General features: G+C 74.2%; 18 protein-coding genes. 15 read left to right on the forward strand and 3 right to left on the reverse strand.

The window, feature by feature from the left end; genetic code table 11:
* Positions 1–8: 8 nt before the first annotated feature.
* The 3 genes from groES to ABT014_RS10370 all read left to right on the forward strand — a co-directional run bounded on the left by groES (position 9) and on the right by ABT014_RS10370 (position 3,231).
* On the forward strand, positions 9–314 hold the full coding sequence (groES, locus tag ABT014_RS10360) for a co-chaperone GroES (protein WP_014136232.1): 306 nt from the start codon (positions 9–11) through the stop codon (positions 312–314).
* Positions 315–413: 99 nt separating this feature from the next.
* Positions 414–2,048: a chaperonin GroEL gene (gene groL, locus ABT014_RS10365; protein WP_350638261.1), complete on the forward strand. Its 1,635-nt coding sequence runs from the start codon at positions 414–416 to the stop codon at positions 2,046–2,048.
* A gap of 187 nt (positions 2,049–2,235) precedes the next feature.
* Positions 2,236–3,231: a LysR family transcriptional regulator gene (locus ABT014_RS10370; protein WP_350638262.1), complete on the forward strand. Its 996-nt coding sequence runs from the start codon at positions 2,236–2,238 to the stop codon at positions 3,229–3,231.
* Between the two features lie 155 nt (positions 3,232–3,386).
* On the opposite strand, the gene ABT014_RS10375 is transcribed toward ABT014_RS10370, so the two are convergent.
* The gene (locus ABT014_RS10375) at positions 3,387–3,713 is read right to left on the reverse strand and encodes a WhiB family transcriptional regulator (RefSeq protein WP_033817678.1); all 327 of its coding nucleotides are present in this window, start codon (positions 3,711–3,713) and stop codon (positions 3,387–3,389) included.
* Positions 3,714–4,240: 527 nt separating this feature from the next.
* On the opposite strand from ABT014_RS10375, the gene ABT014_RS10380 reads away from it, so the two are divergent.
* From ABT014_RS10380 to ABT014_RS10435, 12 genes are all read left to right on the forward strand, one after another.
* The gene (locus ABT014_RS10380) at positions 4,241–4,852 is read left to right on the forward strand and encodes a response regulator transcription factor (RefSeq protein WP_014136228.1); all 612 of its coding nucleotides are present in this window, start codon (positions 4,241–4,243) and stop codon (positions 4,850–4,852) included.
* A 403-nt stretch (positions 4,853–5,255) separates the two neighbouring features.
* A complete protein-coding gene (shbA, locus tag ABT014_RS10385) occupies positions 5,256–5,840 on the forward strand; it encodes an RNA polymerase sigma factor ShbA (protein WP_350638387.1) in 585 nt (194 codons plus the stop codon).
* A gap of 280 nt (positions 5,841–6,120) precedes the next feature.
* Complete coding sequence (guaB, locus tag ABT014_RS10390) at positions 6,121–7,623, forward strand: IMP dehydrogenase (protein ID WP_350638263.1); 1,503 nt, start codon at positions 6,121–6,123, stop codon at positions 7,621–7,623.
* A gap of 181 nt (positions 7,624–7,804) precedes the next feature.
* Complete coding sequence (locus ABT014_RS10395) at positions 7,805–8,932, forward strand: GuaB3 family IMP dehydrogenase-related protein (RefSeq protein ID WP_350638264.1); 1,128 nt, start codon at positions 7,805–7,807, stop codon at positions 8,930–8,932.
* Positions 8,933–9,307: 375 nt separating this feature from the next.
* Positions 9,308–11,425, forward strand: a complete 2,118-nt coding sequence (locus ABT014_RS10400) for a serine/threonine-protein kinase (RefSeq protein WP_350638265.1) — start codon at positions 9,308–9,310, stop codon at positions 11,423–11,425.
* Positions 11,426–11,661: 236 nt separating this feature from the next.
* Complete coding sequence (locus ABT014_RS10405) at positions 11,662–12,753, forward strand: protein kinase domain-containing protein (RefSeq protein WP_350638266.1); 1,092 nt, start codon at positions 11,662–11,664, stop codon at positions 12,751–12,753.
* Positions 12,754–12,913: 160 nt separating this feature from the next.
* Positions 12,914–14,563: a serine/threonine-protein kinase gene (locus ABT014_RS10410; protein ID WP_350638267.1), complete on the forward strand. Its 1,650-nt coding sequence runs from the start codon at positions 12,914–12,916 to the stop codon at positions 14,561–14,563.
* A 97-nt stretch (positions 14,564–14,660) separates the two neighbouring features.
* Complete coding sequence (locus tag ABT014_RS10415) at positions 14,661–16,295, forward strand: succinic semialdehyde dehydrogenase (RefSeq protein WP_350638268.1); 1,635 nt, start codon at positions 14,661–14,663, stop codon at positions 16,293–16,295.
* A gap of 91 nt (positions 16,296–16,386) precedes the next feature.
* Positions 16,387–18,201, forward strand: a complete 1,815-nt coding sequence (locus tag ABT014_RS10420) for a GMC oxidoreductase (RefSeq protein ID WP_350638269.1) — start codon at positions 16,387–16,389, stop codon at positions 18,199–18,201.
* A 92-nt stretch (positions 18,202–18,293) separates the two neighbouring features.
* Positions 18,294–19,997 (forward strand): hypothetical protein, encoded by a 1,704-nt coding sequence (locus ABT014_RS10425; protein ID WP_350638270.1) that lies wholly within the window; start codon positions 18,294–18,296, stop codon positions 19,995–19,997.
* A 972-nt stretch (positions 19,998–20,969) separates the two neighbouring features.
* On the forward strand, positions 20,970–22,565 hold the full coding sequence (guaA, locus tag ABT014_RS10430; protein WP_350638271.1) for a glutamine-hydrolyzing GMP synthase: 1,596 nt from the start codon (positions 20,970–20,972) through the stop codon (positions 22,563–22,565).
* A gap of 184 nt (positions 22,566–22,749) precedes the next feature.
* Positions 22,750–23,778 (forward strand): Rieske 2Fe-2S domain-containing protein, encoded by a 1,029-nt coding sequence (locus ABT014_RS10435; RefSeq protein WP_350638272.1) that lies wholly within the window; start codon positions 22,750–22,752, stop codon positions 23,776–23,778.
* A gap of 50 nt (positions 23,779–23,828) precedes the next feature.
* Here ABT014_RS10435 and ABT014_RS10440 read toward each other — a convergent pair whose 3' ends face one another.
* A complete protein-coding gene (locus tag ABT014_RS10440; RefSeq protein WP_350638273.1) occupies positions 23,829–24,092 on the reverse strand; it encodes a hypothetical protein in 264 nt (87 codons plus the stop codon).
* Positions 24,089–25,573: a PspC domain-containing protein gene (locus tag ABT014_RS10445; RefSeq protein ID WP_350638274.1), complete on the reverse strand. Its 1,485-nt coding sequence runs from the start codon at positions 25,571–25,573 to the stop codon at positions 24,089–24,091. Before ABT014_RS10445 ends, ABT014_RS10440 begins: the two co-directional genes overlap by 4 nt.
* Positions 25,574–25,578 lie beyond the last annotated feature (5 nt).

The following is a 25,578-nucleotide window of genomic DNA, read 5'->3' on the forward strand; positions in this document are numbered from 1 at the left end:
GCTCGGACGTGACCACCAGCAGCAAGGTTGCCATCAAGCCGCTCGAGGACCGCATCGTGGTCCAGCCGCTCGACGCCGAGACCACCACGGCCTCCGGCCTGGTTATCCCGGACACCGCCAAGGAGAAGCCCCAGGAGGGCGTCGTCCTGGCCGTCGGCCCGGGCCGCTTCGAGGACGGCCAGCGCCTTCCGCTCGACGTTGCCGTCGGCGACATCGTTCTCTACTCGAAGTACGGCGGCACCGAGGTGAAGTACCAGGGCGAGGAGTACCTGGTCCTCTCGGCTCGCGACGTTCTCGCCATCATCGAGAAGTAAGACGTTCCCGCCCGCCCCGGATCCGTGTCAGCACCTGACAGGGGCCCGGGGCGCGGTTGTTGGCTCACGTAACCAGGCACTTTCTGAGGAATCGGGATCATGGCGAAGACCCTGCAGTTCGACGAGGACGCCCGCCGCTCGCTGGAGCGCGGCGTGAACAAGCTGGCCGACACGGTCAAGGTGACGATCGGCCCCAAGGGTCGCAACGTCGTCATCGACAAGAAGTTCGGCGCCCCCACCATCACCAACGACGGTGTGACCATCGCCCGCGAGGTCGAGCTCGACGACCCGTACGAGAACCTCGGCGCGCAGCTGGTCAAGGAGGTCGCCACCAAGACCAACGACGTCGCGGGTGACGGCACCACCACCGCCACCGTGCTGGCCCAGGCCCTGGTCAACGAGGGCCTGCGCAACGTCGCCGCGGGCGCCGGCCCGGCCGCCCTGAAGAAGGGCATCGACAAGGCCGTCGCCGCCGTGTCGGAGCACCTGCTCTCCATCGCCCGCGAGATCGAGGGCAAGGACGACGTCGCCGCCGTCGCCGGCCTCTCGGCCCAGGACGCCCAGGTCGGCGAGCTGATCGCCGAGGCGATCGACAAGGTCGGCAAGGACGGTGTGATCACCGTCGAGGAGTCCAACACCTTCGGCGTCGAGCTCGAGTTCACCGAGGGCATGCAGTTCGACAAGGGCTACCTGTCGCCGTACTTCGTCACGGACGCCGAGCGCCAGGAGGCGATCCTCGACGACCCGTACATCCTGATCAACCAGGGCAAGATCTCCTCCATCCAGGAGCTCCTGCCGCTGCTCGAGAAGATCCTGCAGGGCGGAACCTCCAAGCCGCTGCTGATCATCGCCGAGGACGTCGACGGCGAGGCGCTGTCGACCCTGGTGGTCAACAAGATCCGCGGCACCTTCAACGCCGTCGCGGTGAAGGCCCCCGGCTTCGGCGACCGCCGCAAGGCGATCCTCGGCGACATCGCCGTCCTCACCGGCGGCACCGTCATCTCCGAGGAGGTCGGCCTCAAGCTCGACCAGGTCGGCCTCGAGGTGCTCGGCACCGCCCGCCGCGTCACCGTCACCAAGGACGAGACCATCCTGGTCGACGGCGCCGGCGACCACGACGCCGTGACCGGCCGGGTCGGCCAGATCAAGGCCGAGATCGCCGCCAGCGACTCCGACTGGGACCGCGAGAAGCTGCAGGAGCGCCTGGCCAAGCTGGCCGGCGGCGTCTGCGTCATCAAGGTCGGCGCCGCCACCGAGGTGGAGCTCAAGGAGCGCAAGCACCGCCTCGAGGACGCCATCTCGGCGACCCGCGCGGCCGTCGAGGAGGGCATCGTCGCCGGCGGTGGCGCCTCCCTGGTGCACGCCGCCAAGGTGCTGGAGGACGGCCTCGGCCTCTCCGGCGACGAGGCCACCGGTGTCGCGGTCGTCCGCAAGGCGCTGGCCGAGCCGCTGCGCTGGATCGCCCAGAACGCCGGCCTGGAGGGCTACGTCATCACCTCCAAGGTCGCCGACCTGGAGGCCGGCTTCGGCTACAACGCCGCCACCGGCGAGTACGGCGACCTGGTGAAGGCCGGCGTCATCGACCCGGTCAAGGTCACCCGCTCCGCCCTGGAGAACGCCGCCTCCATCGCCTCCCTGCTGCTCACCACCGAGACCCTCGTGGTGGAGAAGAAGGAAGAGGAGGAGGGCAACGGCCACGGGCACTCGCACGGCGGCCACGGCCACTCCCACTGACCCCGGTCGGTAGCCTCCGAGGCCCGGTCGCGCCCTTCGGCGCGCCCGGGCCTCCGGCGTTCCCCGGGCCGCTCCCGTCCGGCCGCCGGCGCCGCGCACCCCGCCGGCGCCGGTACGGTGGGTCTCGGCGGCCCGGCTCTCATCAGCGCAGCTTTACCTGGGGCAAAGCCTGCCTTATAACTGAGGCATGATCGAAGCTCGCCACCTCCGCGTCCTGCGCGCCGTCGCCCGGACCGGCTCCTTCTCCGCCGCCGCCCGCGAACTGGGCTGCACCCAGCCGGCGGTGAGCCAGCAGATGAAGGCGCTGGAGAAGGCGGTGGCGACCCCCCTGGTGGTCCGCTCGGGCCGCGGGATGCAGCTCAGCGAGGCCGGCCGGGTGCTGGTCAAGCACGCCACCGGGATCCTCGCGGGGTTGTCCGCCGCGGAGGAGGAGCTGGCTGCGATCGCCGGCCTGCGGGCCGGGCGGGTGCGTCTGGTGTCCTTCCCGACCGCGAGTTCCACCCTGGTGCCGCCCTCGGTCGCCCAGTTGCGCGCCGCCCATCCGGGGGTCCGGGTGTCGCTGGTGGAGGCCGAGCCGCCGGAGTCGCTGGCGATGCTGCGCGGCGGCGAGTGCGAGGTGGCGCTCGCCTTCCGCTACCCCGACTCGCAGGGCGGGGTGCCGCAGGCCTCCCCGCACGCCACCGCCCGCGAGGCCCGCGCCGAGGCGACCCTGGAGGCCGCCGCCTCGGCCGCCGCGACCGACTGGTCGGACCTGGTGGTCCGCCCGCTGCTGGACGACCCGCTGGTCGGGCTGCTGCCGATCACCCACCCGCTGGCGGCGGCCGACCGCCCGGTCGACCTCGCGGAACTCTCCGACGAGCAGTGGATCGCGGGCTGCCCGCAGTGCCGCGGCCACCTGGTGGAGCTGTGCGAGGCGGCGGGCTTCTCGCCGCGGATCGACTTCGCGACCGACGACTACCCCGCGGTGGTGGGCCTGGTCGCGGCCGGCCTCGGGGTCGCCGTGCTGCCCCGGCTCGCGCTGGACTCGGTGCGCCACCCCGGGGTGGCGGCGGTGCCGGTCCGGGCGGCCACGGGCGGGCCCGCGGTGCGGCAGGTGGTCGCGCTGACCCTGCCCGACCTGGCCGAGGTGCCGGCGGTCGCGCTGATGCTGGACCGGCTCACCGGCGCCGCCGCCGAGCGCTGAGCACACGTCCGCCCGGCCCGCCCGGCCCGCCGGTCGGTTCGGGGAGTCGTGCCGGGCCGCCTCGCCGTGCCTGGCTGCCTCGCAGGGCCTCCTCGCAGGCCTCGTCGTGCCCGGATCCAGTGCAGAAACGTTTCTTCAATCCTCGAAGGGCGCGCTCAGTGCCGCAGGCCCGCCGGCCTGGTCAGCTGGACCTCGGCCAGCCGGTGGCGGGCGCGGCCGAGCAGCTCCTCGCGCTCGTCCTCGGTCAGACCGCCCCAGACCCCGTACGGCTCGCGGACGGCCAGGGCGTGCGCCGCGCACTGCGCGCGTACCGGGCACCTCATGCAGACCTCCTTGGCGCTGGCCTCGCGCGAGCTGCGGGCGGCCCCGCGCTCACCCTCGGGGTGGAAGAAGAGCGAGCTGTCGACGCCGCGGCAGGCGGCGGAGAGCTGCCAGTCCCAGAGGTCTGCGTTGGGGCCGGGGAGGCGGGAGAAATCTGCCATGGCTCATTCCCTTCAAGGACTCGGACCCGTCGGTTCGGCGAGGCGGCGATGGACCGGTACGGACACCTGGAAATATGACTTACGGCACCTACTGGAACAAGTCATCCACAGTCCGGCACAACAGTCAATGACCCTCTAGAAGCTATAAATACGGGCAAAAGGGGCAGGACGTTTGAGTGGTCGTGCTCTGACAACCGGGTGGCCCCGGGTGCGCCGTCCTCCGCTCCGTGGCGCGCGCGGCGCGTGGACCGCGCGCGATCAGCACAAAAGTGCGGCGTGTGCACCGCGAGGTGGCTGATCGGTAACGGTCCGGCCACGTACAGTGGTGGAGATGGCCCTGAAGGCCGTAACTCATTCGAGTGACGGTCGTTGGATGTGCGGAGGCGGTTAGCGGGCGCTGGACGTCGGGAACGATCGCGGGGACACCCGGCGATCCGTACGAGGTCCGTCGCCAATCGGCCGTGTCGGAGAGTGTTCGTACCAGCCAGGAGGCTCAACGTGACGCGGATCTGCTGCGGAGGACGGTCATGACATCCGTACTCGTCTGCGACGATTCCCCGCTCGCCCGGGAGGCGCTTCGCCGGGCGGTCGCGACCGTGCCCGGTGTCGACCGGGTGACCACTGCGACGAACGGTGAGGAGGTCCTCCGCCGCTGGGTGGCCGACCGTTCCGACCTCGTCCTGATGGACGTCCGGATGCCCGGCCTCGGCGGGGTGGAGACGGTCCGGCGGCTGCTGTCCGCCGACCCGGGCGCGCGCATCATCATGCTCACCGTCGCGGAGGACCTGGACGGTGTCGCGCTCGCCGTGGCCGCCGGTGCCCGCGGCTACCTGCACAAGGACGCCTCGCGCGCCGAGCTGCGGGCCACCGTCACCCAGGCGCTCGCCGACCCGACCTGGCGGCTCGCCCCCAGGCGGCTGCGCAGCCCCGACATGGGGGCGGCCCCGACCCTGACGGCACGTGAGATCCAGGTGCTGGAGGGGATGAGCCACGGCCGGAGCAACGCCGAGATCGGCCGCGAGCTGTTCCTCTCCGAGGACACCGTGAAGACCCACGCGCGCCGGCTGTTCAAGAAGCTCGGCGCCTCGGACCGGGCGCACGCGGTGGCCCTCGGCTTCCGCTGGGGCCTGGTCCGCTGAGCCCCGGGCGGCTGGGTATCCGACACGGTAACCGTACGGGCGTGTGACGTTGTCGTCCCGAGGCTGCACCATGGAGGAGTGGAGCACCTCGGGGACCAGCGGACAGGTGCTGCGGAAGCGAGAGTTGCCGCAGCGGGCGGCAGCCAGTGGGGCGGGAGGCGGCACGGTGCGCACAGTGGCGACGCATAACGTTCCGATGCACAAGTCCGGACGCGGTGCCGCGTTTTCCGCTCCGACCAGGCACCATGGACCGATGCGTGACGACGAGGGCACCGCTTCGGGCGAGGCCCAGCCCGAGCCGGCCCAGGCCGACGAGGCCGTCCCCGACGGCCAGGGTGTCGACCCGTCGTACGCCGATGCGGCCGAGGTAGACGTGGCCGAGGTCGCCGAGGTCAGGGCCCCGGTGCTCGGCGCCGGCACCTCCCCGGTGGTCGCGTCGCTGGTCGCGGCCGCCGTGCGCGGTGAGGGCCCGGCGATCGACGCGCTGCTCGCCTACGTCCACCCGCTCGCGCTGCGCTACTGCCGCGGCCGGTTGGTCCGGCTGCCGGGCGGTGCCCGCCACCACGTGGACGACGTGGTCCAGGAGGTCTGCGTGGCCGTGCTCTGCGCGCTGCCGCGCTACCGCGACACCGGGCGGCCGTTCGAGGCCTTCGTCTACGGCATCGCCGCCCACAAGATCGCCGACCTGCAGCGGGCCGCGATGCGCGGTCCCGGCTCCACGGTCATCCCGCAGGACGACCTGCCCGAGACCCCGGACGAGTCGCTCGGCCCGGAGGAGCGGGCGCTGCTCAGCAGCGACGCCGCCTGGATCCGCGAGCTGCTCTCCAACCTGCCGGCCCGCCAGCGCGAGCTGGTGCTGCTGCGGGTGGCCGCGGGGCTGTCCGCGGAGGAGACCGGCGAGGTGCTGGGCATGTCGCCGGGCGCCGTCCGGGTGGCCCAGCACCGGGCGCTCAGCCGGCTCCGGGCACTGGCGGAAGAGTCCTCCTGATCCCCTTGTTGTCAAGGGGGCGCGAGTCGATGGCTCGTGACACTAGTACCATGGGGTATCGGCACCTGGTCAGGTTGCCAAAGTTCCGTGGGTGCGCTCGGGGATCCCTTGGAGGTTCCTCCAGCCGCCCGGCGTCTTGGTGGCCAAGCCCTGTGCCGGTGCGCGCGGGTGGGACGTGGCCGTACCGCGGTCGTCCGCCCAGCTGAGAGAGCCACCCGGCCGGTAACCCCTCGCCGGTCGTGCCCGAGATCGACGGCCACGCCACGGAAGGTCCCTTCAGATGTCTTACAACGCCGCAGGCGTACCCGAGAAGTTCGCGATGCTCGGGCTCACGTACGACGACGTCCTGCTGCTGCCCGGGGCCTCCGAGGTGCTGCCGAACCAGGTCGACACCTCCTCTCGGGTGTCCCGCAACGTCCGGGTGAACATCCCGCTGCTCTCCGCCGCGATGGACAAGGTCACCGAGTCCCGGATGGCGATCGCGATGGCCCGCCAGGGCGGCGTCGGCGTGCTGCACCGCAACCTGTCGATCGAGGACCAGGCCAACCAGGTCGACCTGGTGAAGCGCTCCGAGTCCGGCATGGTCACCGACCCGATCACGGTCGGCCCGGAGACCACGCTGGCCGAGGCGGACGCGCTCTGTGCCAAGTTCCGGATCAGCGGCGTGCCGATCGCGGACCCCGACGGCAAGCTGCTGGGCATCGTCACCAACCGCGACATGGCCTTCGAGTCGGACCGGGCCCGCAAGGTCCGCGAGATCATGACCCCGATGCCGCTGATCACCGGCAAGGTCGGGATCTCCGGCGAGGACGCGATCGGGCTGCTGCGCCGCCACAAGATCGAGAAGCTGCCGCTGGTCGACGACGAGGGTCGGATCAAGGGCCTGATCACCGTCAAGGACTTCGTCAAGGCCGAGAAGTACCCGAACGCGGCCAAGGACGTCGAGGGCCGGCTGCTGGTCGGCGCCGCCGTCGGCGCCAGCGCCGAGGCCTTCGACCGGGCCCAGGCCCTGGTCGCCGCCGGCGTGGACTTCCTGGTCGTGGACACCTCGCACGGCCACAGCCACAACGCGCTGGCCTGGATCGAGAAGATCAAGTCCGCCGTGGCGGTCGACGTGGTCGGCGGCAACGTCGCCACCCGCGACGGCGCCCAGGCGCTGATCGACGCCGGCGTGGACGGCGTCAAGGTCGGCGTCGGCCCCGGCTCCATCTGCACCACCCGCGTGGTCGCCGGCATCGGCGTCCCCCAGGTCACCGCGATCTACGAGGCCGCGCTCGCCTGCCAGGCGGCCGGCGTGCCGGTGATCGGCGACGGCGGCCTGCAGTACTCCGGCGACATCGGCAAGGCGCTGGCCGCCGGCGCCGACACCGTGATGCTGGGCTCGCTGCTGGCCGGCTGCGAGGAGTCCCCGGGCGAGCTGCAGTTCATCAACGGCAAGCAGTTCAAGTCCTACCGCGGCATGGGCTCGCTGGGCGCCATGCAGTCCCGCGGCCAGGGCCGCTCGTACTCCAAGGACCGTTACTTCCAGGCCGAGGTCGCCTCGGACGACAAGCTCGTCCCCGAGGGCATCGAGGGCCAGGTGCCCTACCGCGGTCCGCTCGCCGCCGTGCTGCACCAGCTGGTCGGCGGCCTGCGCCAGACCATGGGCTACGTCGGCGCCGCCAGCGTCGCGGAGATGGAGAGCAAGGGCCGGTTCGTCCGGATCACCTCCGCGGGCCTCAAGGAGAGCCACCCGCACGACATCCAGATGACCGTCGAGGCGCCGAACTACAACAGCCGCTGACCCGGCCGGCCGGATCCGGGGCCCGTCACCGCGCGAGCGGCGGCGGGCCCCTCGGCGTGCTGCCGGTCCGCCCCGCGGTCCGCCCCTCGGCCGGGTGCCGCGCCCCGGCGGGCCGGTACGGGATACTGGGGGGCGGCCGGGGTGACCCGGCAGGCAGATGCAAGCAGCAGAAGGGCTCGAAGTGACTGAGATCGAGATCGGGCGTGGCAAGCGCGGCCGCCGGGCGTACGCATTCGACGACATCGCCGTCGTCCCCAGCCGCCGTACCCGTGACCCGAAGGAGGTCTCGATCGCCTGGCAGATCGACGCCTACCGCTTCGAGCTGCCCTTCCTGGCGGCCCCGATGGACAGCGTGGTCTCGCCCGCGCAGGCCATCGCCATCGGCAACCTGGGCGGCCTCGGGGTGCTGAACCTCGAAGGCCTGTGGACCCGCTACGAGGACCCGCAGCCGCTGCTGGACGAGATCGCCGCGCTGCCCGACGAGGCCGCCGCGACCCGCCGCCTCCAGGAGATCTACGCCGAGCCGATCAAGGCCGAGCTGATCAAGCAGCGGATCAAGGAGGTCCGCGACTCCGGCGTGGTGACCGCCGCCGCGCTCTCCCCGCAGCGCACCGCCGAGTTCTCCAAGGCCGTGGTCGACGCGGGCGTGGACGTCTTCGTGATCCGCGGCACCACCGTCTCCGCCGAGCACGTCTCGGGCGCGGCCGAGCCGCTCAACCTCAAGCAGTTCATCTACGAGCTGGACGTGCCGGTGATCGTCGGCGGCTGCGCCACCTACACCGCGGCCCTGCACCTGATGCGCAGCGGCGCGGCCGGCGTGCTGGTCGGCTTCGGCGGCGGCGCCGCGCACACCACCCGCACCGTGCTCGGCATCCAGGTCCCGATGGCGACCGCCGTGGCCGACGTTGCCGCGGCCCGCCGGGACTACATGGACGAGTCGGGCGGCCGCTACGTGCACGTGATCGCGGACGGCGGCGTCGGCTACAGCGGCGACCTGGCCAAGGCGATCGCCTGCGGCGCGGACGCGGTGATGATCGGCGCCGCGCTGGCCCGGGCCACCGACGCGCCCGGCAAGGGCTTCCACTGGGGCATGGAGGCCGTGCACGAGGAGCTGCCGCGTGGCAAGCGGGTCGACCTCGGCACCGTGGGCACCACCGAGGAGATCCTCACCGGCCCGTCGCACACCCCGGACGGCACCATGAACCTGTTCGGTGCGCTGCGCCGCGCGATGGCCACCACCGGCTACTCGGAGCTCAAGGAGTTCCAGCGCGTCGAGGTGACGGTGAACCCGGCGCTGCACCACGGCTGACGGTCCGTACGACGACGCACAGGGCCCCTGCTCCGGCGGGGGCCCTGCGCCGTTCCCGGGCGCCGGTCCGACCGGCCGTCAGGTGAGGTGATGGTGCCCGCACGGGGGAGACTCTGTGCGCGGCGCCGGCTCTGACCAGCCGTTTCCGGTCTCGGGTCGGGTACGGAATGCCCGCCTCCGGTAAGGATCTTCATGGTCAACCCCCGGGGCGGGTGGTCGGCGACCGAAGGAACAGGGGATGATGGAGACTTGGCGTCTTGGATCCGGGCGCCGGGTGCGCGGGCGACGTCCCCGGGTTGTGCCCGCGCGGGCCGATGCGCCGTCACTTCGACCGGCAGCTGCACGCGGGCCAGCAACACATGGGGGAGCGCACCGATGACCCAGGCGCAGGAGTCCACCGGCCGACTGCTGGCCGGGCGCTACCGGCTCAAGGCGGTGCTCGGCAGCGGCGGCATGGGCACGGTCTGGCGGGCCGAGGACGAGATGCTCGGCCGGATCGTCGCCGTCAAGGAACTGCGCATGCACGGCGGGGTGGACGAGGACGAGAAGCACCGTCTGATCGTCCGGACCCTGCGCGAGGCCAAGGCGACCGCCCGGATCCGGCACACCGCCGCCGTCACCGTCTTCGACGTGGTCGAGGAGGACGAGCGGCCCTGGATCGTGATGGAGCTGGTCGAGTCCCGCTCGCTGGCCGAGGTGATCAAGGAGGACGGGCCGCTCACCCCGGTCCGCGCCGCCGAGATCGCGCTCGACCTGCTGGGCGTGCTGGGCGCGGCGCACAGCCACGGGATCCTGCACCGCGACGTCAAGCCGTCCAACGTGCTGATCGGCGAGGACGGCCGGGTGGTGCTCACCGACTTCGGCATAGCCAGCGTCGAGGGCGACACCTCGATCACCTCCACCGGGATGCTGGTCGGCGCCCCCTCGTACATCGCGCCGGAGCGCGCCAAGGGCCACAAGCCCGGGCCGCCGTCCGACCTCTGGTCGCTGGGCGGCACGCTGTACGCGATGGTCGAGGGCAAGCCGCCGTACGACCGGGGCTCGGCGCTGGCCACCCTGACCGCCGTGATGACCGAGGACCTGCCCGCCTCCGAGAAGGCCGGGCCGCTCTGGCCGGTGATCGAGGGGCTGATGGAGAAGGACCCGGCGCTGCGGCTGGACGCTTCCGAGACCCGCTCCAAGCTCAAGCGGATCGTCGCCGCGGGAGTGGCCCGGGCCGAGGCCACCACGCAGCAGGCGGTGCCGGTGAAGGCCGCGAACGCGCCGGCAGCGGCGGCGGAGCCGGAGCGGGCCGCTGCGAAGGGTGTGGCGGCTGAGGCGGCGGGGGCTGCGGCCGGGGCGAAGGCCGCGAAGCCGGCCGTGCCCGCGCAGCAGTCGGGCGCCAAGACCGCGAAGGCCGCCGAGGCCGCGAACGCTGCGAAGCCCGATTCGAAGCCCGAGCCGAAGGGCGGGGCGAAGCCCGCTACGGCGGCGCAGCCCGCGGCCGAGGACCCGGCGAAGGCCGGCCGGGGCGGGGCGATGGGGCTGCTCGGCACCGTCCGGGTGGGAAGCCGCTCGACGCCCGCGCACGCACCGATCCCCGCGCCGCCGCTGACCGTGCCCGCCGCCCCCGCGCCGGCCCCGGCACCCGCCACCGCCGTCCTGCCGCCCGTCGCGGCGCGCCGGCCCGACCGTCGCCGGCTCGGCATGGTGGTCGGCGCACTGGTGTTCGTGCTGGCGCTGATCGCCGTGGTGGCGCTGGCCCTGCACGGCGGTGGCAAGGGCACCGACGGCGCGACCGCGCAGAGCGGCCCCGGCACCCCGGCCGGCGCCGCCCCGGACGCCTCGGCCGCCCCGCAGAGCCCGGCCGCCCAGAGCCCCGACGCGGGCGCCGCCGGCCAGGGCGCCGCGACCCCGTCGACCGCCGGGTCCCCGGCCGCCGGCGCGGGTGCGCCGAGCGCGGCCACCCCCTCGACCGGCCAGTCCAACTCCGCGGCGGGCACCGGCACCGGGACCGGGACGGGCTCCGGGAGCGGTGGTGGGAGCGGCACCGGCGGAGCCCCGGCCGCTCCGGCCGGCTACAAGACCTACCGCGACCCGTCCGGCTTCAGCATCAACCTGCCGGACTGGCTCACCGACCAGGGCCCCGACTACGACGCGACCAGCCGCCAGTTCAAGGGCAACGGCGTCAAGCTGATGGTCGACTGGACGACGCCGGCGCACGGCAGCGCCTACGACGACTGGGTGAGCAGCGAGAAGGACGGCAACGGCGGCAGCAACTACCAGCGGGTGGACCTGAAGGCGATCACCTACCGGCAGTGGACCAACGCGGCCGACTGGGAGTGGACCTTCGGCAGCAAGACCCGGATGCACTCGCTGAACCGCGGCTTCGTCACCGGCGACGGCAAGTACGGCTACGCGCTCTACTGGACCACCCCGGACGCCGACTGGGGATCGGCCGCCAACGCGGACGCCCGCCGGGTCGGCTTCGAGAGCTTCCAGCCCGCGCCCTGACGGCCCGCGCCCCGACAGCGCCTTGACGGCGCTCCGGCGGCGGCCCGGCGCGGCGGCGCGGGGCGCAACCGTCGGCGGGGGCAGGCCGTCCTCGATGAGGAGTCACCGGCGGCCGGTGCCGGGGAGACCGGGGCCGGCGCCGACGTGGCCGCCCGGCCCGCGGGCCGGGCCACCGGCGGCGGGGCCACGTACCCTGGCCGGTACGAGCAGCCCGACCCCTTCCAGAGGAACATGCGATGCGAGCGGCCCCGGGGCAGGTGGTGGCCGGGCGGTACCGGGTGACGGACCGTCCGGAGGTCGGCGTGGCCGCGCAGGACCTGCGGACCGGGGGCCAGGTGCTGCTGCACGCGCTGGAGCTGCCGGAACTGCTGGTCCCCGGCCGGCCGGGCGCCGAACCCGACCCGGAGTACGGCCCGCGAATAGCCCTCCGGGTGGCGCAGGAGGTGGCCGGGGCGCCCCGCCACCCGCGGCTGCTGGCCGGCGTCGAGGCGGTGGCGGAGGGCGAGTCGCTCTGGGTGGCCGAGGAGCGGCTGCCCGGCGCCCGGCTGTCCGAGCTGGCGCAGGACGGGCCGGTGCCGCCGTACCGGGTGGCGGAGCTGGCCGCGGACCTGGCCGGCGCCCTGCGCGCGCTGCACGAGGCCGGGATCCCGCACGGAAACGTCACCGCCGCCTCGGTGCTGGTCTGCGAGGACGGCGCCGCCCTCCTCGGCGGCCTGCTGCTCGGGGTGGCCGAGGAGACGCTGTGCTCGGCGCTCGGCGGGCCGGTGCCGCGCCGGGTGTACGAGGCCAGGGCGGTGCTGCTCGGCCCGCAGGCCGAGCGCTGGCCGCCGGACGGCGGGCCGGCCGCGGACTGCTGGGCGCTCGGCGTGCTGCTCCACCGGCTGCTCACCGGGTACGGGCCCTACCCCGAGGACGACCTGCCGACCCTGCTGGCCGCCGTCCGGGACGGCCGCCGGCACCCGTCGGACGGCTGCGGCCCGCTGCGGCCCCTGGTGGAGCGGCTGCTGGCGGTCGATCCGGCCCGGCGGCCGGACGCCGCGCAGGTGCAGCGTGAGCTGCGCGAGCTGCTGGCGGGCGCACCCGAACCGTTCGGGCCCGAATCGGCGGCGGCGGCGCCGCTGCTCCCGGTCCGCCGGCCGGACGGTCCGGTGGTGCCGTACCGGCGCGGGGGCGGCCGGCGGCGGGCCGAGGGGGAGCCGTCGAAGGAGCTGACGCACCGTCACCGCGCCTCCCTGGTACCGCCGGCGCTGCTCGGACCGCTGCTGCTGGGGGGCGTGCTGGTGGCGCTGGTGGCGGCGCTCGCCGCGGTGGTACTGGTGGCGGGCTGAGCGGCCGCCGGCCGCCGATCGACAGGCCGGGCCGGGTCGGGGATTCCGGCCCTGCCGGGGTACGCCTAGGCTGGGCCCGGAAGATGTCCGGGCGGTGAGTCTGCGGTGCCCCGGAACCTCCGTCAGGGTGACGGTGGACTGAGGAGGGGGAGCGGTCGCCATGGGCGGACAGGACCAGTCGGCAGGGGTGGGGACGGGCCGGCTGCTGGCCGGGCGGTACGCGCTGGGGGAGCGCCTGGGTCGCGGCGGGATGGGCACCGTCTGGCGGGCCAGGGACGAGATGTTGGACCGCGACGTCGCGGTCAAGGAGCTGACCGTCAGCCACCTGTCCGAGGAGGATCTGGAGATCCTGCAGACCCGGATGAAGCGTGAGGCGCGGGCCGCGGCCCGGATCAAGCACCCGGGTGTGATCACCATCCACGACGTGCTCGAGCAGGACGGCCGGCCCTGGATCGTGATGGAGCTGGTCGACGGGCGCTCGCTGGCCGACGTGATCAGCCAGGACGGCGAGCTGCGCCCGCAGGAGGCCGCCGAGGTCGGCGTCCAGGTGCTGGCCGCGCTGCACCGCGGCCACCAGCTCGGGGTGCTGCACCGGGACGTCAAGCCGGCCAACGTGCTGCTGGAGCACAACACCGGCCGGGTGGTGCTGCTGGACTTCGGGATCGCCAAGTTCGAGGGCGCGGGCGCGGTCGAACTCACCCGCCCCGGCGACCTGGTGGGCTCCCCCGACTACCTGGCGCCGGAGCGCGCCCAGGGCGAGCGGCCGGGACCGGCCTCCGACCTGTGGGCGCTGGGCGCGACGCTCTGGGCCGCGGTGGAGGGCAAGTCGCCGTTCCGCCGGGACAGCCCGCTGAGCACCCTGACCGCCGTGGTCGAGGAGCCGCTGCCGGAGTCCGCCAAGGCCGGCGCGCTCGGCCCGGTGCTGGCCGCGCTGATGGCCAAGGACCCGGAGCAGCGGCCCGGCGCGGACGAGGCGCTGCGGATGCTGACCGAGGTGGTCGCCGGGCACACCGTGGGGATCCGGGCCCGGGTGCCCGAGCAGATCCCCACCGGACTGGTGCCGGTGGTCGACCGCACGCAGGACGGGCCACCGGCCCCGGTGGATCCGACCGGCCCGACCGGTCCGACCGTCCCGGTGCAGCACCAGGCCGCCGCGCCGACCCCGGTGGCGTCGGCCCCGGTGGCGCCCGCCGCACCGCGCCGCCGTCGCCGGCTGCGCTTCGTCCTGATCGCGCTGGTCACCGCCGCGCTGGTGGGCGGCGGCGCGTACGTGGTGCTGGAGCACCAGGGCGCCGGCGAGGACACCCCGTCCGGCCCCGACCCCACGCCGACCGGGCTGGCCGCGCCCGACCCGGCGCCGGCCGGCTACCAGTGGGTGGACGACCCGGCGGGCTTCCGCTTCCTGCTGCCCTCCACCGGGGGCACCTGGGTGCGCAGCGTGGACAACAGCGAGATCTACTACAGCCCGGACGCCAAGGTGCACTACCTGCAGTTCGCGGTCACCGTCGGCCAGTCGCTGAGCCCGCTCCAGCACTTCCAGGAGATGGAGCAGAGCGTCAACAAGAACCGGCAGGGCTACAAGCGCGAGCAGCTGGCCGAGATCAAGGTGAACGGCTTCCCCGGCGCGGTCTGGGAGTTCAGCTACACCACGGCCGACAACTCGGGCACCCGCCGGTACCTGAAGGAGGCCGAGTTCAAGACCGGCAGCGGCACCTCGTACGACGTGCTGTCGGCCGGGCCGGACAAGGACCGCATCGACAGCCAGAAGCGCTTCACCACCGTGCTGAACCACTTCACGGTGCTGGGCTGAGGGCTGCTCCGGGGCGCCGGCGGGGAAGGTTCTGCCACCGACAGTTTCCTGTTACCGGCGGGTACCGAACCGGCGGCCGAGGCCCTAGGCTGCGCTCATGACGGACATCACGGCAGACGCACAGACCGGTTCCCCCGCCGGCCCCGGGCGCAACCCCGCAGCTCCGGGCGCGGCGCGCACGGTCGCCTCGGCGGTCACGCCCGCCGTGGTGGCCCGGCTCGCCAAGGGCGTCACCGCGACCGGCGAACCGGAGCTGGTGCACACCACCGCGCCGCTCACCGGCGAGCGGCTGGCCAGCCTCCCGCAGTCCACCCCGGCCGACGTCGAGGTCGCCTACCGGCTCGCCCGGCGGGCCCAGCAGGCCTGGGCCGCGCTGCCGGTGCGCCGGCGCGCCGCCGTGCTGCTGCGCTTCCACGACCTGCTGCTGCGCCGCCAGGACGAGGTGCTGGACCTCATCCAGGCGGAGACCGGCAAGGCCCGGCTGCACGCCTTCGAAGAGGTGATGGCGGCCGCCATGGCCGCCCGCCACTACGGCCGCAAGGCGCCGTCCTACCTGCGCGACCGACACCGCTCCGGCGCCATCCCGGTGCTCACCCGGGCGGTGGAGGCCCGCCGCCCCAAGGGCGTGATCGGCCAGATCTCCCCGTGGAACTACCCGCTGGAGCTCTCCGTCGGCGACGCCCTGCCCGCCTTCGTGGCCGGCAACGCGGTGGTCAACAAGCCCGACACGCAGACCGCGCTGACCGCGCTGTGGGCCCGCGAGCTGCTGGTGGAGGCCGGGCTGCCGGCCGACTGCTGGCAGATCGTGATCGGCGACGGCCCGGTGATCGGCCCCGCCGTGGTGGAGCACGCCGACTACGTCTCGTTCACCGGCTCCACCCGCACCGGCCGCCAGGTCGCCCAGCAGGCCGCCGGCCGGCTGGTCGGCGCCTCGCTGGAGCTCGGCGGCAAGAACGCCATGCTGGTGCTGGCCGACGCGGACGTGGAGAAGGCCGTCGAGGGCGCCGTCCGGGCCTGCTTCTCCTCGGCCGGACAGCTCTGCATCTCGATCGAGCGGCTCTTCGTGCACCGCTCGATCGCCGACCGCTTCCTGGCCCGGTTCGCCGAGCGCACCTCCGCGCTGCGGCTCGGTGGCGGCCTGGCGTACGGCTCCGACATGGGCTCGCTGGTCTCCGATCGGCAGCTGGAGACCGTCACCCGGCACATCGAGGAGGCGGTCAAGGCCGGCGCCACGGTGGTGGCCGGCGGCCGGGCCCGGCCGGACCTCGGCCCGCTCTTCCACGAGCCGACCATCCTGGACGGCGTCACCGACGCGATGGCGGTCTGCGCCGAGGAGACCTTCGGCCCGGTCGTCTCGATCTACCGCTTCGACACCGAGGACGAGGCCGTCACCGCCGCCAACGCGACCCCGTACGGTCTCAACTCCAGCGTCTGGACCAAGGACCTGCGGCGCGGCCGGACGGTCGCCGCCCGGCTGCACACCGGCACGGTGAACGTGAACGAGGCCTACGCGGCCGCGTACGGCTCGGTGGCCTCCCCGATGGGCGGCATGGGCGACTCCGGCCTCGGCCGGCGGCACGGGGCGGAGGGCATCCTGCGCTACACCGAGGCGCAGACCATCGCCACCCAGACCGTGCTCCCGCTGGCGCCCTCGATGGGGCTGGACGACGCGCGGTTCGCGGCGCTGATGACCTCCGGCCTGAAGGCGATGAAGGCGTTCCGGCTGAAGTAGCCGACCGGTCCGGCCGGCCCAGGAAGCCGGCCGGCCTGGTTCTCCGCCCGCGCGGCGCACCCCCCACGACGTTTCGAAGGAGCAAGGGCAGATGGCGGACAGCGGTCTCGACTACGACGTGGTCGTGGTGGGCTCGGGCTTCGGCGGCTCGGTCGCTGCCCTGCGGCTCACCGAGAAGGGCTACCGGGTCGCGGTGCTGGAGGCCGGCCGCCGGTTCGGGCCCGGCGAGCTGCCGAAGAACTCCTGGGACACCCGGAACTACCTCTGGGCCCCCGCCCTCGGCATGTACGGCATCCAGCGGATCCACCTGCTGGCCAACGTGCTGGTGCTGGGCGGCGCCGGCGTCGGCGGCGGCTCGCTGAACTACGCCAACACCCTGTACGTGCCGCCGAAGGCGTTCTTCGAGGACCGCCAGTGGCAGCACATCACCGACTGGCAGCAGGAGCTGGCGCCCTTCTACGACCAGGCGCAGCGGATGCTCGGGGTGCGCACCAACCCGACCGTGACGCCCTCCGACGTCCACCTCAAGGCCGCCGCCGAGACCATGGGCGTCGGCGACACCTTCCACCTCGCGCCGGTCGGCGTGTTCTTCGGCGACGGCAGCGACGGCGACGGCTCGGTCAAGGCCGCCCCCGGCACGGAGGTCGAGGACCCGTACTTCGGCGGGGCCGGGCCGCGCCGCAAGGCCTGCATCGAGTGCGGCGAGTGCATGACCGGCTGCCGGCACGGCGCCAAGAACACCCTGGTGGAGAACTACCTGCACCTCGCCGAGCAGGGCGGTGCCGAGATCCACCCGCTCACCACGGTGGCCCGCATCCGCCCCGTCGGCGACACCTTCGCGGTGGACGTGCGCCGCACCGACTCGCGGTCCAAGGACCCGGCCAAGGCCGGCGCCCGGACCATCACCGCCGCCCGGGTGGTGGTCGCGGCCGGCACCTACGGCACCCAGACCCTGCTGCACCGGATGCGCGACGGCGGCCACCTGCCCGGCCTCTCGGCCCGGCTCGGCGAGCTCACCCGGACCAACTCCGAGGCGCTGGTCGGTGCTTCGACCACCGACCGGCGGTACGCGGCGGCCGGCTCACGGGCCGGCGACAGCGGGCGGGTCGACTTCACCAAGGGCGTGGCGATCACCTCCTCGATCCACCCGGACGAGAACACCCACATCGAGCCGGTCCGCTACGGCAAGGGCTCCAACGCGATGGGCGCGCTCAGCGTCCAGCAGGTGCCGGGGGTCGGCCGGGGCCCGCGCTGGCTGCGCTACGCGCTCACCGCGGCCAAGCACCCGGTGGTCTTCGCGCAGTCGATGAACAAGCACCGCTGGTCCGAGAAGACCATCATCGGCCTGGTCATGCAGTCGCTGGACAACTCGCTCACGGTCTCGCTGAAGAAGTCCGGCCTCGGCAAGGGCAAGCTCACCTCCCGGCAGGGCCACGGCGCCCCCAACCCGACCTGGATCCCGGCCGCCGAGCAGGCCGCCAAGGCGCTCGCCGAGTCGATCAACGGCTTCGCCGGCAGCAGCGCCGGCGAGATCTTCGACATCCCGCTGACCGCCCACTTCATCGGCGGCTGCGTGATCGGCGACTCCGCCGCGACCGGCGTGGTCGACCCGTACCACCGCCTGTTCGGCCACCCCGGGATCAGCGTGGTGGACGGCTCGACCATCTCCGCGAACCTCGGCGTCAACCCCTCGCTCACCATCACCGCGCAGGCCGAGCGGGCCCTGTCGATGTGGCCGAACAAGGGCGAGCCGGACGGGCGCCCCGACCAGCAGGAGCCGTACCGCCCGGTGGCGGCGGTCGCCCCGCACCGTCCCGCCGTCCCGGCGACGGCGTTCGGCGCGCTGCTGCTGCCGGTGCCGCAGGTGCCGGCCAAGCGGGCGGCGGACGACGGGTCGGGCGCCTGAGCGCCGCTGCCGCACCCGGCACCGGAAGCGTTTGACACCGCCGGAGCGCCGGTGGGACAAAGGGCCTTCGGACGAGGACCGGGGGGTTACGGGTGGCGATCTGCACGGCCTGCGGCGCGAGTTCTGCTGGCGGGGCCCGGCGCTGCGCCGCCTGCGGGCGCCCCTGGGACGACTCGGCCGCCGCGATCAGCGAGGTGGTCGAGGTCGGCGGCTCCGGTGCGTACGCCGGCCTCGGTGCCGCACCCGGGTTCGTCGCCCCGCCGGCGACGGCCGCCCGCCCGCCGCTCGGCCGCTGGGGCCGCGGCGTGCCCTACGACCCCTCGGCGGGCCGCTCCGCGCTGTGGGGCCTGCTGCTGACCCGGGACTGGCTGCCCGCCCTGCGGGCGCTGGCTCCGGCCACCGCCGTGCTGGTGCTGCTGCCGCTGCTGTTCGCGGCGCCGGAGGACTGGGTCGGCGGCGGCTTCCCGTTCGGCGACCGGTACGGGGCCGTGCTGGCCCTGACCCTGGCGGCGTTCGGCGGCCCGCTGCACAGCACCTCCGACGGGCAGGCCGCCTACACCTTCGCCACGGACCTGCGGCTGCTGCCGATGACCGTCCTGGTGCTCTGGCTGATCGCGCTGCGACTGGGGCTGGGGCTGAGGCCGGCCCGCCGTGGCCGCGGGGCCCGTGACCCCCGAGCCGGTGACCCGCCGGCGCTCCGGCCGGCGCTGGTCGCGGCGGCCCGGGTGGCGGTCCTGGCGGGGGCGGCCACCGCGCTGCTCGGGCTGCTCGCCGGCACCACCACCGGGGACGCGCCCGCGCTGCGGCCGGACGACTTCGGCAATGGCGCACCCGGTGGGGCGAGCCCGTACGGGCTGACCATCGGCGCCCGGGAGACCTTCGGCGTCTCGCTCGGACGGTCGGTGGCCGGGACGGTGCTGCTCGCCTTCCTGCTCGCGTTCGCGGTGCTCGGCGCGGGCGCGATCCGTGACCTCGTCCGGCGCCGGCGCGCGCTGCGCGGCTGGGCACTCGCCGTCCGGGTCGCCGCGCGGGCGCTGGCCGTCCCGGTCGGCGTGGCCTCACTGGCCGCCGCGGTGCTGGTGCCGGCGCTGGACACCGGCCCGGTGGAGCCGCTGTGGCTGCTGGTCGTCCCGAACGCGGGGCTGGTGCTGCTGGGCTTCGGCTCGGGCGCCGCGGTCGAGGGCCTGACCAGCTTCGGCGGCGAACGGTCGGAGGGGCTGCGGGCCTCGCTGTTCGACCTCCAGGGCCACGGCGGCGGGTGGCGTTGGGCCGTGCTGCTCGCGCTGGTCTCGGCCGGTGCGCTCGGGTGGTCGGCGTACCGCCGGGGGCTCGGTGCGGCGGACCGGACCCGGCTGGCGGTGGTGCACGCGGCGCTGCTCACGGCCGCGACGGCGGTGGCCGGGCTGAGCACGGACGTGGCGGTGCGGCGCTCCGGGCGCGGCTCGGGGGTGCTCGCCGGGCAGGGGATCGACCTGGGCGGCACGACGCACACCGCGGTCGGGCCGGCGCTGGCCGGGGTGGTGGTGGCGAACCTGCTCTGGGCGGCGCTCGGGGCGCTGGCGCTGCCGCCGCTGCTGGGCGCGGTGCGGCCGGTGGGTCCGGTGGGGCCCGTGCTGCCTGTTTCACCCGCGCCGCCCGTGCTGCCCGCTCCACCCGTGCCGCCCGCGCGGCCGAGCGCTCCGCCGCTGGTGCCCGCACCTGCGCCCGCGCCCGAATCGCTGCCCCCGGCCCCGGCGCCGGCGGGTGCCGGGGTGGCGGACCCGCACGAGGCGTACCGGCGGCCGGCCGGGGCGTGAGGCTGGCGGGTGCGCCGGGCCGTACGCCGCGCGCCGCCCCACTCCTCCCGCCTCGCTCCTTCCGCCCCGGGACAGGGCAAAGGGCCCCGCGGGGGAACGGGGCCCTTTGTCGTTCAGCACGCGGCGTCAGGGCGGCACCGGTGCTGGGGTGACGGCGCCGGGGGAAGAGCGCCGTCGGGTCGAATGGCTCAGGGAGGCGCCGGGGCGCCGACGAAGGCGTACGGCTCGGCGTGGCACCCGATCTCACGGAGCGTGATCCACCGGGCGGCACCGCCGCAGGGCGGACCATGGCTGCGGACCGCCGGCCCGGCACCGCCTTCGACGGCGACCAGGCCAACCCCCACAACCAGCATCGTGCTGGACGGAGCCCTTACTGTGCAACCGATTCGACACAGTTCGGCACAGTCCAATTTCGCGCGGCTCCGTGCGGCGGGGACGCCGGGGGAGCGGTCGGGACGCCCGGCGGCGCGGTTCGCCGGCCGCGCCGTCGACTACTCTGCGTAGTAGTTGCAAGCCGGGGGCGCACGGGGGAGCGCGCCGGGGTGGAGCGGCCTGCCGAGGGAGCGGCGGGCGGCGCCCGGGCGTCCCCGGACCCCGCTCCGCCACCCCCTGGCCGGTCAGTCGTGGCCGGGTCCGCTGTCCCCTGCTGTTCCGGCCACAGCACCGGGGCGCGGTCCCACGGCGGGCCGGGCCCGCCACGCGCGCCGGTGGACTGGACGAGAGTTCCACGCGTGGTCCTGCCGACCGGCGGGCGCCGCCGCACCTGGGAGGTGCGCAAGCGCTCGGACGGTCGTCGGGTGCAACGATCCGCCGGCGCGCCGGGTCACGGGACGGCCGGGCGGCAAGCGGGTGAACCGGGGGCGTTCGAGCAGCCCGGTAGACTCGGGGCATACCCCCGCCGGTCGCCGTCGCCACCCTGCCAGGGGCGTGTGGCGCGCGACACCTTCTGATACCGATGCCGGAAGGCCGTCCGTGTCCTCTGCTCTTCCCGACCAGTCCGTAGCCGAGAACGACACCGTCCTGGTGGTCGACTTCGGCGCCCAGTACGCCCAGCTCATCGCCCGTCGGGTGCGTGAGGCCCGGGTCTACAGCGAGATCGTGCCGAGCACCATGCCGGTGGCCGAGATGCTCGCCAAGAACCCGAAGGCGATCATCCTGTCCGGCGGCCCGTCATCGGTCTACGAGGACGGCGCCCCGCGGCTCGACCGCGCGATCTTCGAGGCCGGGGTGCCGGTCTTCGGCATGTGCTACGGCTTCCAGCTGATGGCGATCACCCTCGGCGGCACCGTCGACAACAGCGGCGCCCGCGAGTACGGCCGCACCCAGCTGCACGTCAGCCGCACCGGCTCGACCCTGTTCGAGGGCACCCCCGCCGAGCAGTCGGTGTGGATGTCGCACGGCGACGCCTGCTCGGCCGCGCCGGAGGGCTTCACCGTCACCGCCTCCACCGACGTGGTGCCGGTCGCCGCCTTCGAGGACGACGAGCGCCGCCTGTACGGCGTGCAGTACCACCCCGAGGTGCTGCACTCCACGCACGGCCAGCAGATCCTGGAGCACTTCCTCTACCGCGGCGCGGGCATCGCCCCGGACTGGACCACCGTCAACGTGGTCGAGGAGCAGGTCGCGCTGATCCGCGAGCAGGTCGGCGACAAGCGCGCGATCTGCGGCCTGTCCGGCGGCGTGGACTCCGCGGTCGCCGCCGCCCTGGTGCAGCGCGCCATCGGCGACCGGCTGACCTGCGTCTACGTCGACCACGGCCTGATGCGCAAGGGCGAGACCGAGCAGGTCGAGAAGGACTTCGTGGCCGCGACCGGCGTCAAGCTCAAGGTCGTGGACGCCGAGCAGCGCTTCCTGGACGCGCTGAAGGGCGTCAGCGACCCGGAGCAGAAGCGCAAGATCATCGGTCGGGAGTTCATCCGGGTCTTCGAGCAGGCCCAGGCAGAGATCGTGGCCGAGGCCGGCGAGAGCGGCGAGTCGGTCGACTTCCTGGTCCAGGGCACCCTGTACCCGGACGTGGTGGAGTCCGGCGGCGGCACCGGCACCGCCAACATCAAGTCCCACCACAACGTCGGCGGCCTCCCCGAGGACCTGCAGTTCTCGCTGGTCGAGCCGCTGCGCAAGCTGTTCAAGGACGAGGTCCGGATGGTCGGCCAGGAGCTCGGCCTGCCCGAGGAGATCGTCCAGCGCCAGCCGTTCCCCGGCCCGGGCCTGGGCATCCGGATCGTCGGCGAGGTCACCAAGGAGCGCCTGGACCTGCTGCGCGAGGCCGACGCCATCGCCCGCGAGGAGCTCACCCTGGCCGGCCTGGACCGTGAGATCTGGCAGTGCCCGGTGGTGCTGCTGGCCGACGTCCGCAGCGTCGGCGTGCAGGGCGACGGCCGCACCTACGGCCACCCGATCGTGCTGCGCCCGGTCTCCTCCGAGGACGCCATGACCGCGGACTGGTCGCGACTGCCGTACGAGGTGCTGGCCAAGATCTCGACCCGGATCACCAACGAGGTCAAGGACGTCAACCGGGTGGTGCTGGACTGCACCAGCAAGCCCCCGGGCACCATCGAGTGGGAGTAATCTCCCGCTGAGCTGAACGGCCGCGCCGCTGCTTCCGTATCCAAGGGAGTGGCGGCGCGGCCGTCTGCCGTGAAGGCCACGCGGCAGTCCCACAGGTGGGCCTTGCGACGGAACGCGGGCAACAACGGGCAGAATCGGACCGGACCTGTCAGTAGTTGGCAGGACACGAGCGGGAGGCATCGGCATGACGGCGGGGCATGGCGGACCGGAGCGGTCGGGCAGATCGGCACAGCTGGCCCGGTGGAAGGAGACCGGCACGCGCTTCGCGACGCTGCCGCTGCGCCTCTTCCTCGGCGTCACCTTCGTGTACGCCGCTTTCGACAAACTCTCCGACTCCCACTACCTGGCGGGCGCCGGCGATCCGGCCTCCTTCGTGGCGCAGACCCAGGCCGTCAAGGCGGCCAGCCCGATCGGCTGGGCGCTCGGCCCCGCCCTCGACGCGCCCACCCTGTTCGCGCTGCTGATCGCCTTCGGCGAGCTGGCCGTCGGCCTCGGCACGCTGTTCGGCCTCTGGGGGCGGCTCGCCGCCGCCGGCGGCGCGGTGATCAGCCTGACCCTCTGGCTCACCGTCAGCTGGAACGTCACGCCGTACTACTACGGCAACGACCTCGCCTACCTGATGGCCTGGACCCCGCTGCTGCTGGCCGGCACCCCGGTGCTCTCCCTCGACGGCTACCTCGCCACCCGGGCCCGGCGGGACCGCGCCCGGGGCGTGGACGAGGGCGCCGTACGCCGCCGGGCGCTGCTGGACGGCGGCATCGCGGCCGTCGCCATCGGCGGGGCGGGGCTGCTCTCCGGCTCGCTCACCGCGACGTTCGGCCGGGACCGCAAGCCGGCGCCCTCCGCCACCCCGCTGCCCGGCACCCCGGCGCCCTCGGGCTCCGCGCCCGCCGGCGGCGGCGCCAAGGTCACCGTCGCCGCCTCGGCCGTCCCGGTCGGCGGCTCGGCCCAGGTCAAGGACCCGGCCAGCGGCGACGCCGTCTACATCGTGCAGCCCACCGCCGGGCAGTACTGCGGCTTCTCCTCGATCTGCACCCACTCCGGCTGCGCGGTCGACGCGCCGAAGAACGGCCAGCTGTACTGCCCCTGCCACGGCTCGCGCTTCAACGCCACCACCGGCGCCGTGGTCAACGGGCCGGCCACCAAGCCGCTGCCCAAGTACACCGTCACCAAGAACGGCGACCAGCTGGAGCTCGGCCCCGTCCAGAGCTGAGCCGGACGGGGCCGGGTCCGGGCGAGCGTCCGGACCCGGCCCCGCGCCGTTCAGCGCTCCCCGTCGGCCCCGTCCTCGGGTGCCCGCGCCGGTGCCTGCGCCGGTGCCTTGACCGCCGCCGGACGCCCCCGGCGGGACATCGCCGTCACCGCACCGGTCAGCCCCGCCACCCCCAGCACGATGAAGGTCACCGGGATGACGATCCGGCCGTCCACCGCGTCGTTGTCGAGCGAGGAGACCAGGTAGAGCGCCGCGATCACGGTGAACAGCGCACCCGAGATCAGCGAGAACGGATCGAGCCGGTGCTTCCTCATCCCTGAACCACCTTCATGTCGCCCACCCCGAGCTTGAGTTCCAGGTCCAGCGTGCCCCGGGACGCCTGACCGCCGACCGGGTGCAACTCGAGCTCGCGGCTGTTGTCGCCGCCCGACAGGTGCTCGTCGTTCGGCAACCGCACGTCACCGACCAGGTTGTCCACCCGCAGCCGCACCTCCACGTCCGGGGGCACGGTCACCCGCAGGTCGCCCGCGCCGACCCGGACCGAGGTGCTCAGCGTGCCGCCCGCCGGGTCGACCCCGCGCAGGTCCAAGGTGGCGTCGCCGGCCCCCAGGCTGTACTCCCGCTGCAGGTCGGCGGCCGTGGCCGGCGCCCAGGTACGGTCCCCGAAACCGGTCCGCACCCGGGTGTCCACCGCCGTACCGGCGCCCGCCAGCGCGACCGTCAGCAGCAGCGCCGGCACCACCAGGCCCTTGGCCCGGCCGAACTTCGCCCCCACCAGCATGACCAGGCCGAGCACCAGCAGCGGCACCGCCAGCAGCACCGAGAGCTTGACCCCGTCGCCGTGCCGCGTCCCGACGGCCCAGACCGCCGCACCCGCGCCGACCGCCGCCAGCAGGCCCAGCGGACCGAGGCAGGACCGGTGCCGGCGGACCGGCACCGCGGCCGGCGGCACCGGCACCGGGACCTGGTCGGCGGGCGGCGCGGCCTTGCGCAGCGGATCCCCGGTCGGTAGGTCCGTCCGCTGCCACCACGGCTGCGCGGCGCCCCCCGGCGCCTGCTGGCCGTAGGGGTTGCGCTCCGGATGCCGCGGATCCCAGAGGTAGCCGCTCGGCCCCGGCGGTGGCGTGTCACCGGGCACTGTGCCCGCCTCGCGGGCCCGGGCGTGCTCCTCGCGGGCCGCCCGCCACTGCTGCTGCATCACCGCCCGGCGCTCCCCCCACTGCGCCCGCATGTCGTCGCCGAACTGCTGCTGCCAGCCCTTCCAGTCCAGCCGCTCGCCCGGCTCCTCCTCCTTCTCCTCGACGAGCCGGTCGTACGGGCCGCCCGGCCCGCGCGGCGGCTCCTCCCCGCGCGCCCGGCGGCGGCGCTCCGGGTCGTAGCGCACCGCCAGGAAGACCAGGCCGCCGAGCAGCAGCAGCGGGAACAGCTGCCCGCCGTCGCCCATCGAGGAGAAGAACACCCCGGTGCCGATCACCGTCAGCAGCACCGCGCCGATCGACTGCCCGTCCACCCGCCCGGTCAGCACCCGCTGCAACTCGGTCCGCCCGACGTCCGCCCCCTCCGGCTCGCGCGGGACGATCAACCAGGCCAGCCCGTACAGGAACAGGCCGAGACCGCCGGTCAGGCAGAGCACGGCCACCACCACCCGGAACACCACCGGATCGATGTCCAGGTGGCGGCCGAGCCCGCCGCACACCCCGGCCACCACCCGGTGCCGCTCACTGCGGGTCAGCGGGGGCCGCTGCGCGCCCGGGGGAGGGGCGTCCGGGGCGCCGGTGCTCTGGTCGTCGGTCATGGCAC

It is taken from the genome of Kitasatospora sp. NPDC094015 (assembly GCF_040304075.1).
GTDB lineage: Bacteria > Actinomycetota > Actinomycetes > Streptomycetales > Streptomycetaceae > Kitasatospora.

What these genes read in the sequence shown, in the direction of transcription:
- groL (WP_350638261.1), top strand. Translation starts at nt 414, where the DNA reads ATGGCGAAGACCCTGCAGTTCGACGAGGACGCCCGCCGCTCGCTGGAG.
- ABT014_RS10370 (WP_350638262.1), top strand. Translation starts at nt 2,236, where the DNA reads ATGATCGAAGCTCGCCACCTCCGCGTCCTGCGCGCCGTCGCCCGGACC.
- ABT014_RS10375 (WP_033817678.1), bottom strand. Translation starts at nt 3,713, where the DNA reads ATGGCAGATTTCTCCCGCCTCCCCGGCCCCAACGCAGACCTCTGGGAC.
- ABT014_RS10380 (WP_014136228.1), top strand. Translation starts at nt 4,241, where the DNA reads ATGACATCCGTACTCGTCTGCGACGATTCCCCGCTCGCCCGGGAGGCG.
- guaB (WP_350638263.1), top strand. Translation starts at nt 6,121, where the DNA reads ATGTCTTACAACGCCGCAGGCGTACCCGAGAAGTTCGCGATGCTCGGG.
- ABT014_RS10400 (WP_350638265.1), top strand. Translation starts at nt 9,308, where the DNA reads ATGACCCAGGCGCAGGAGTCCACCGGCCGACTGCTGGCCGGGCGCTAC.
- ABT014_RS10405 (WP_350638266.1), top strand. Translation starts at nt 11,662, where the DNA reads ATGCGAGCGGCCCCGGGGCAGGTGGTGGCCGGGCGGTACCGGGTGACG.
- ABT014_RS10410 (WP_350638267.1), top strand. Translation starts at nt 12,914, where the DNA reads ATGGGCGGACAGGACCAGTCGGCAGGGGTGGGGACGGGCCGGCTGCTG.
- ABT014_RS10415 (WP_350638268.1), top strand. Translation starts at nt 14,661, where the DNA reads ATGACGGACATCACGGCAGACGCACAGACCGGTTCCCCCGCCGGCCCC.
- ABT014_RS10420 (WP_350638269.1), top strand. Translation starts at nt 16,387, where the DNA reads ATGGCGGACAGCGGTCTCGACTACGACGTGGTCGTGGTGGGCTCGGGC.
- ABT014_RS10435 (WP_350638272.1), top strand. Translation starts at nt 22,750, where the DNA reads ATGACGGCGGGGCATGGCGGACCGGAGCGGTCGGGCAGATCGGCACAG.
- ABT014_RS10440 (WP_350638273.1), bottom strand. Translation starts at nt 24,092, where the DNA reads ATGAGGAAGCACCGGCTCGATCCGTTCTCGCTGATCTCGGGTGCGCTG.
- ABT014_RS10445 (WP_350638274.1), bottom strand. Translation starts at nt 25,573, where the DNA reads ATGACCGACGACCAGAGCACCGGCGCCCCGGACGCCCCTCCCCCGGGC.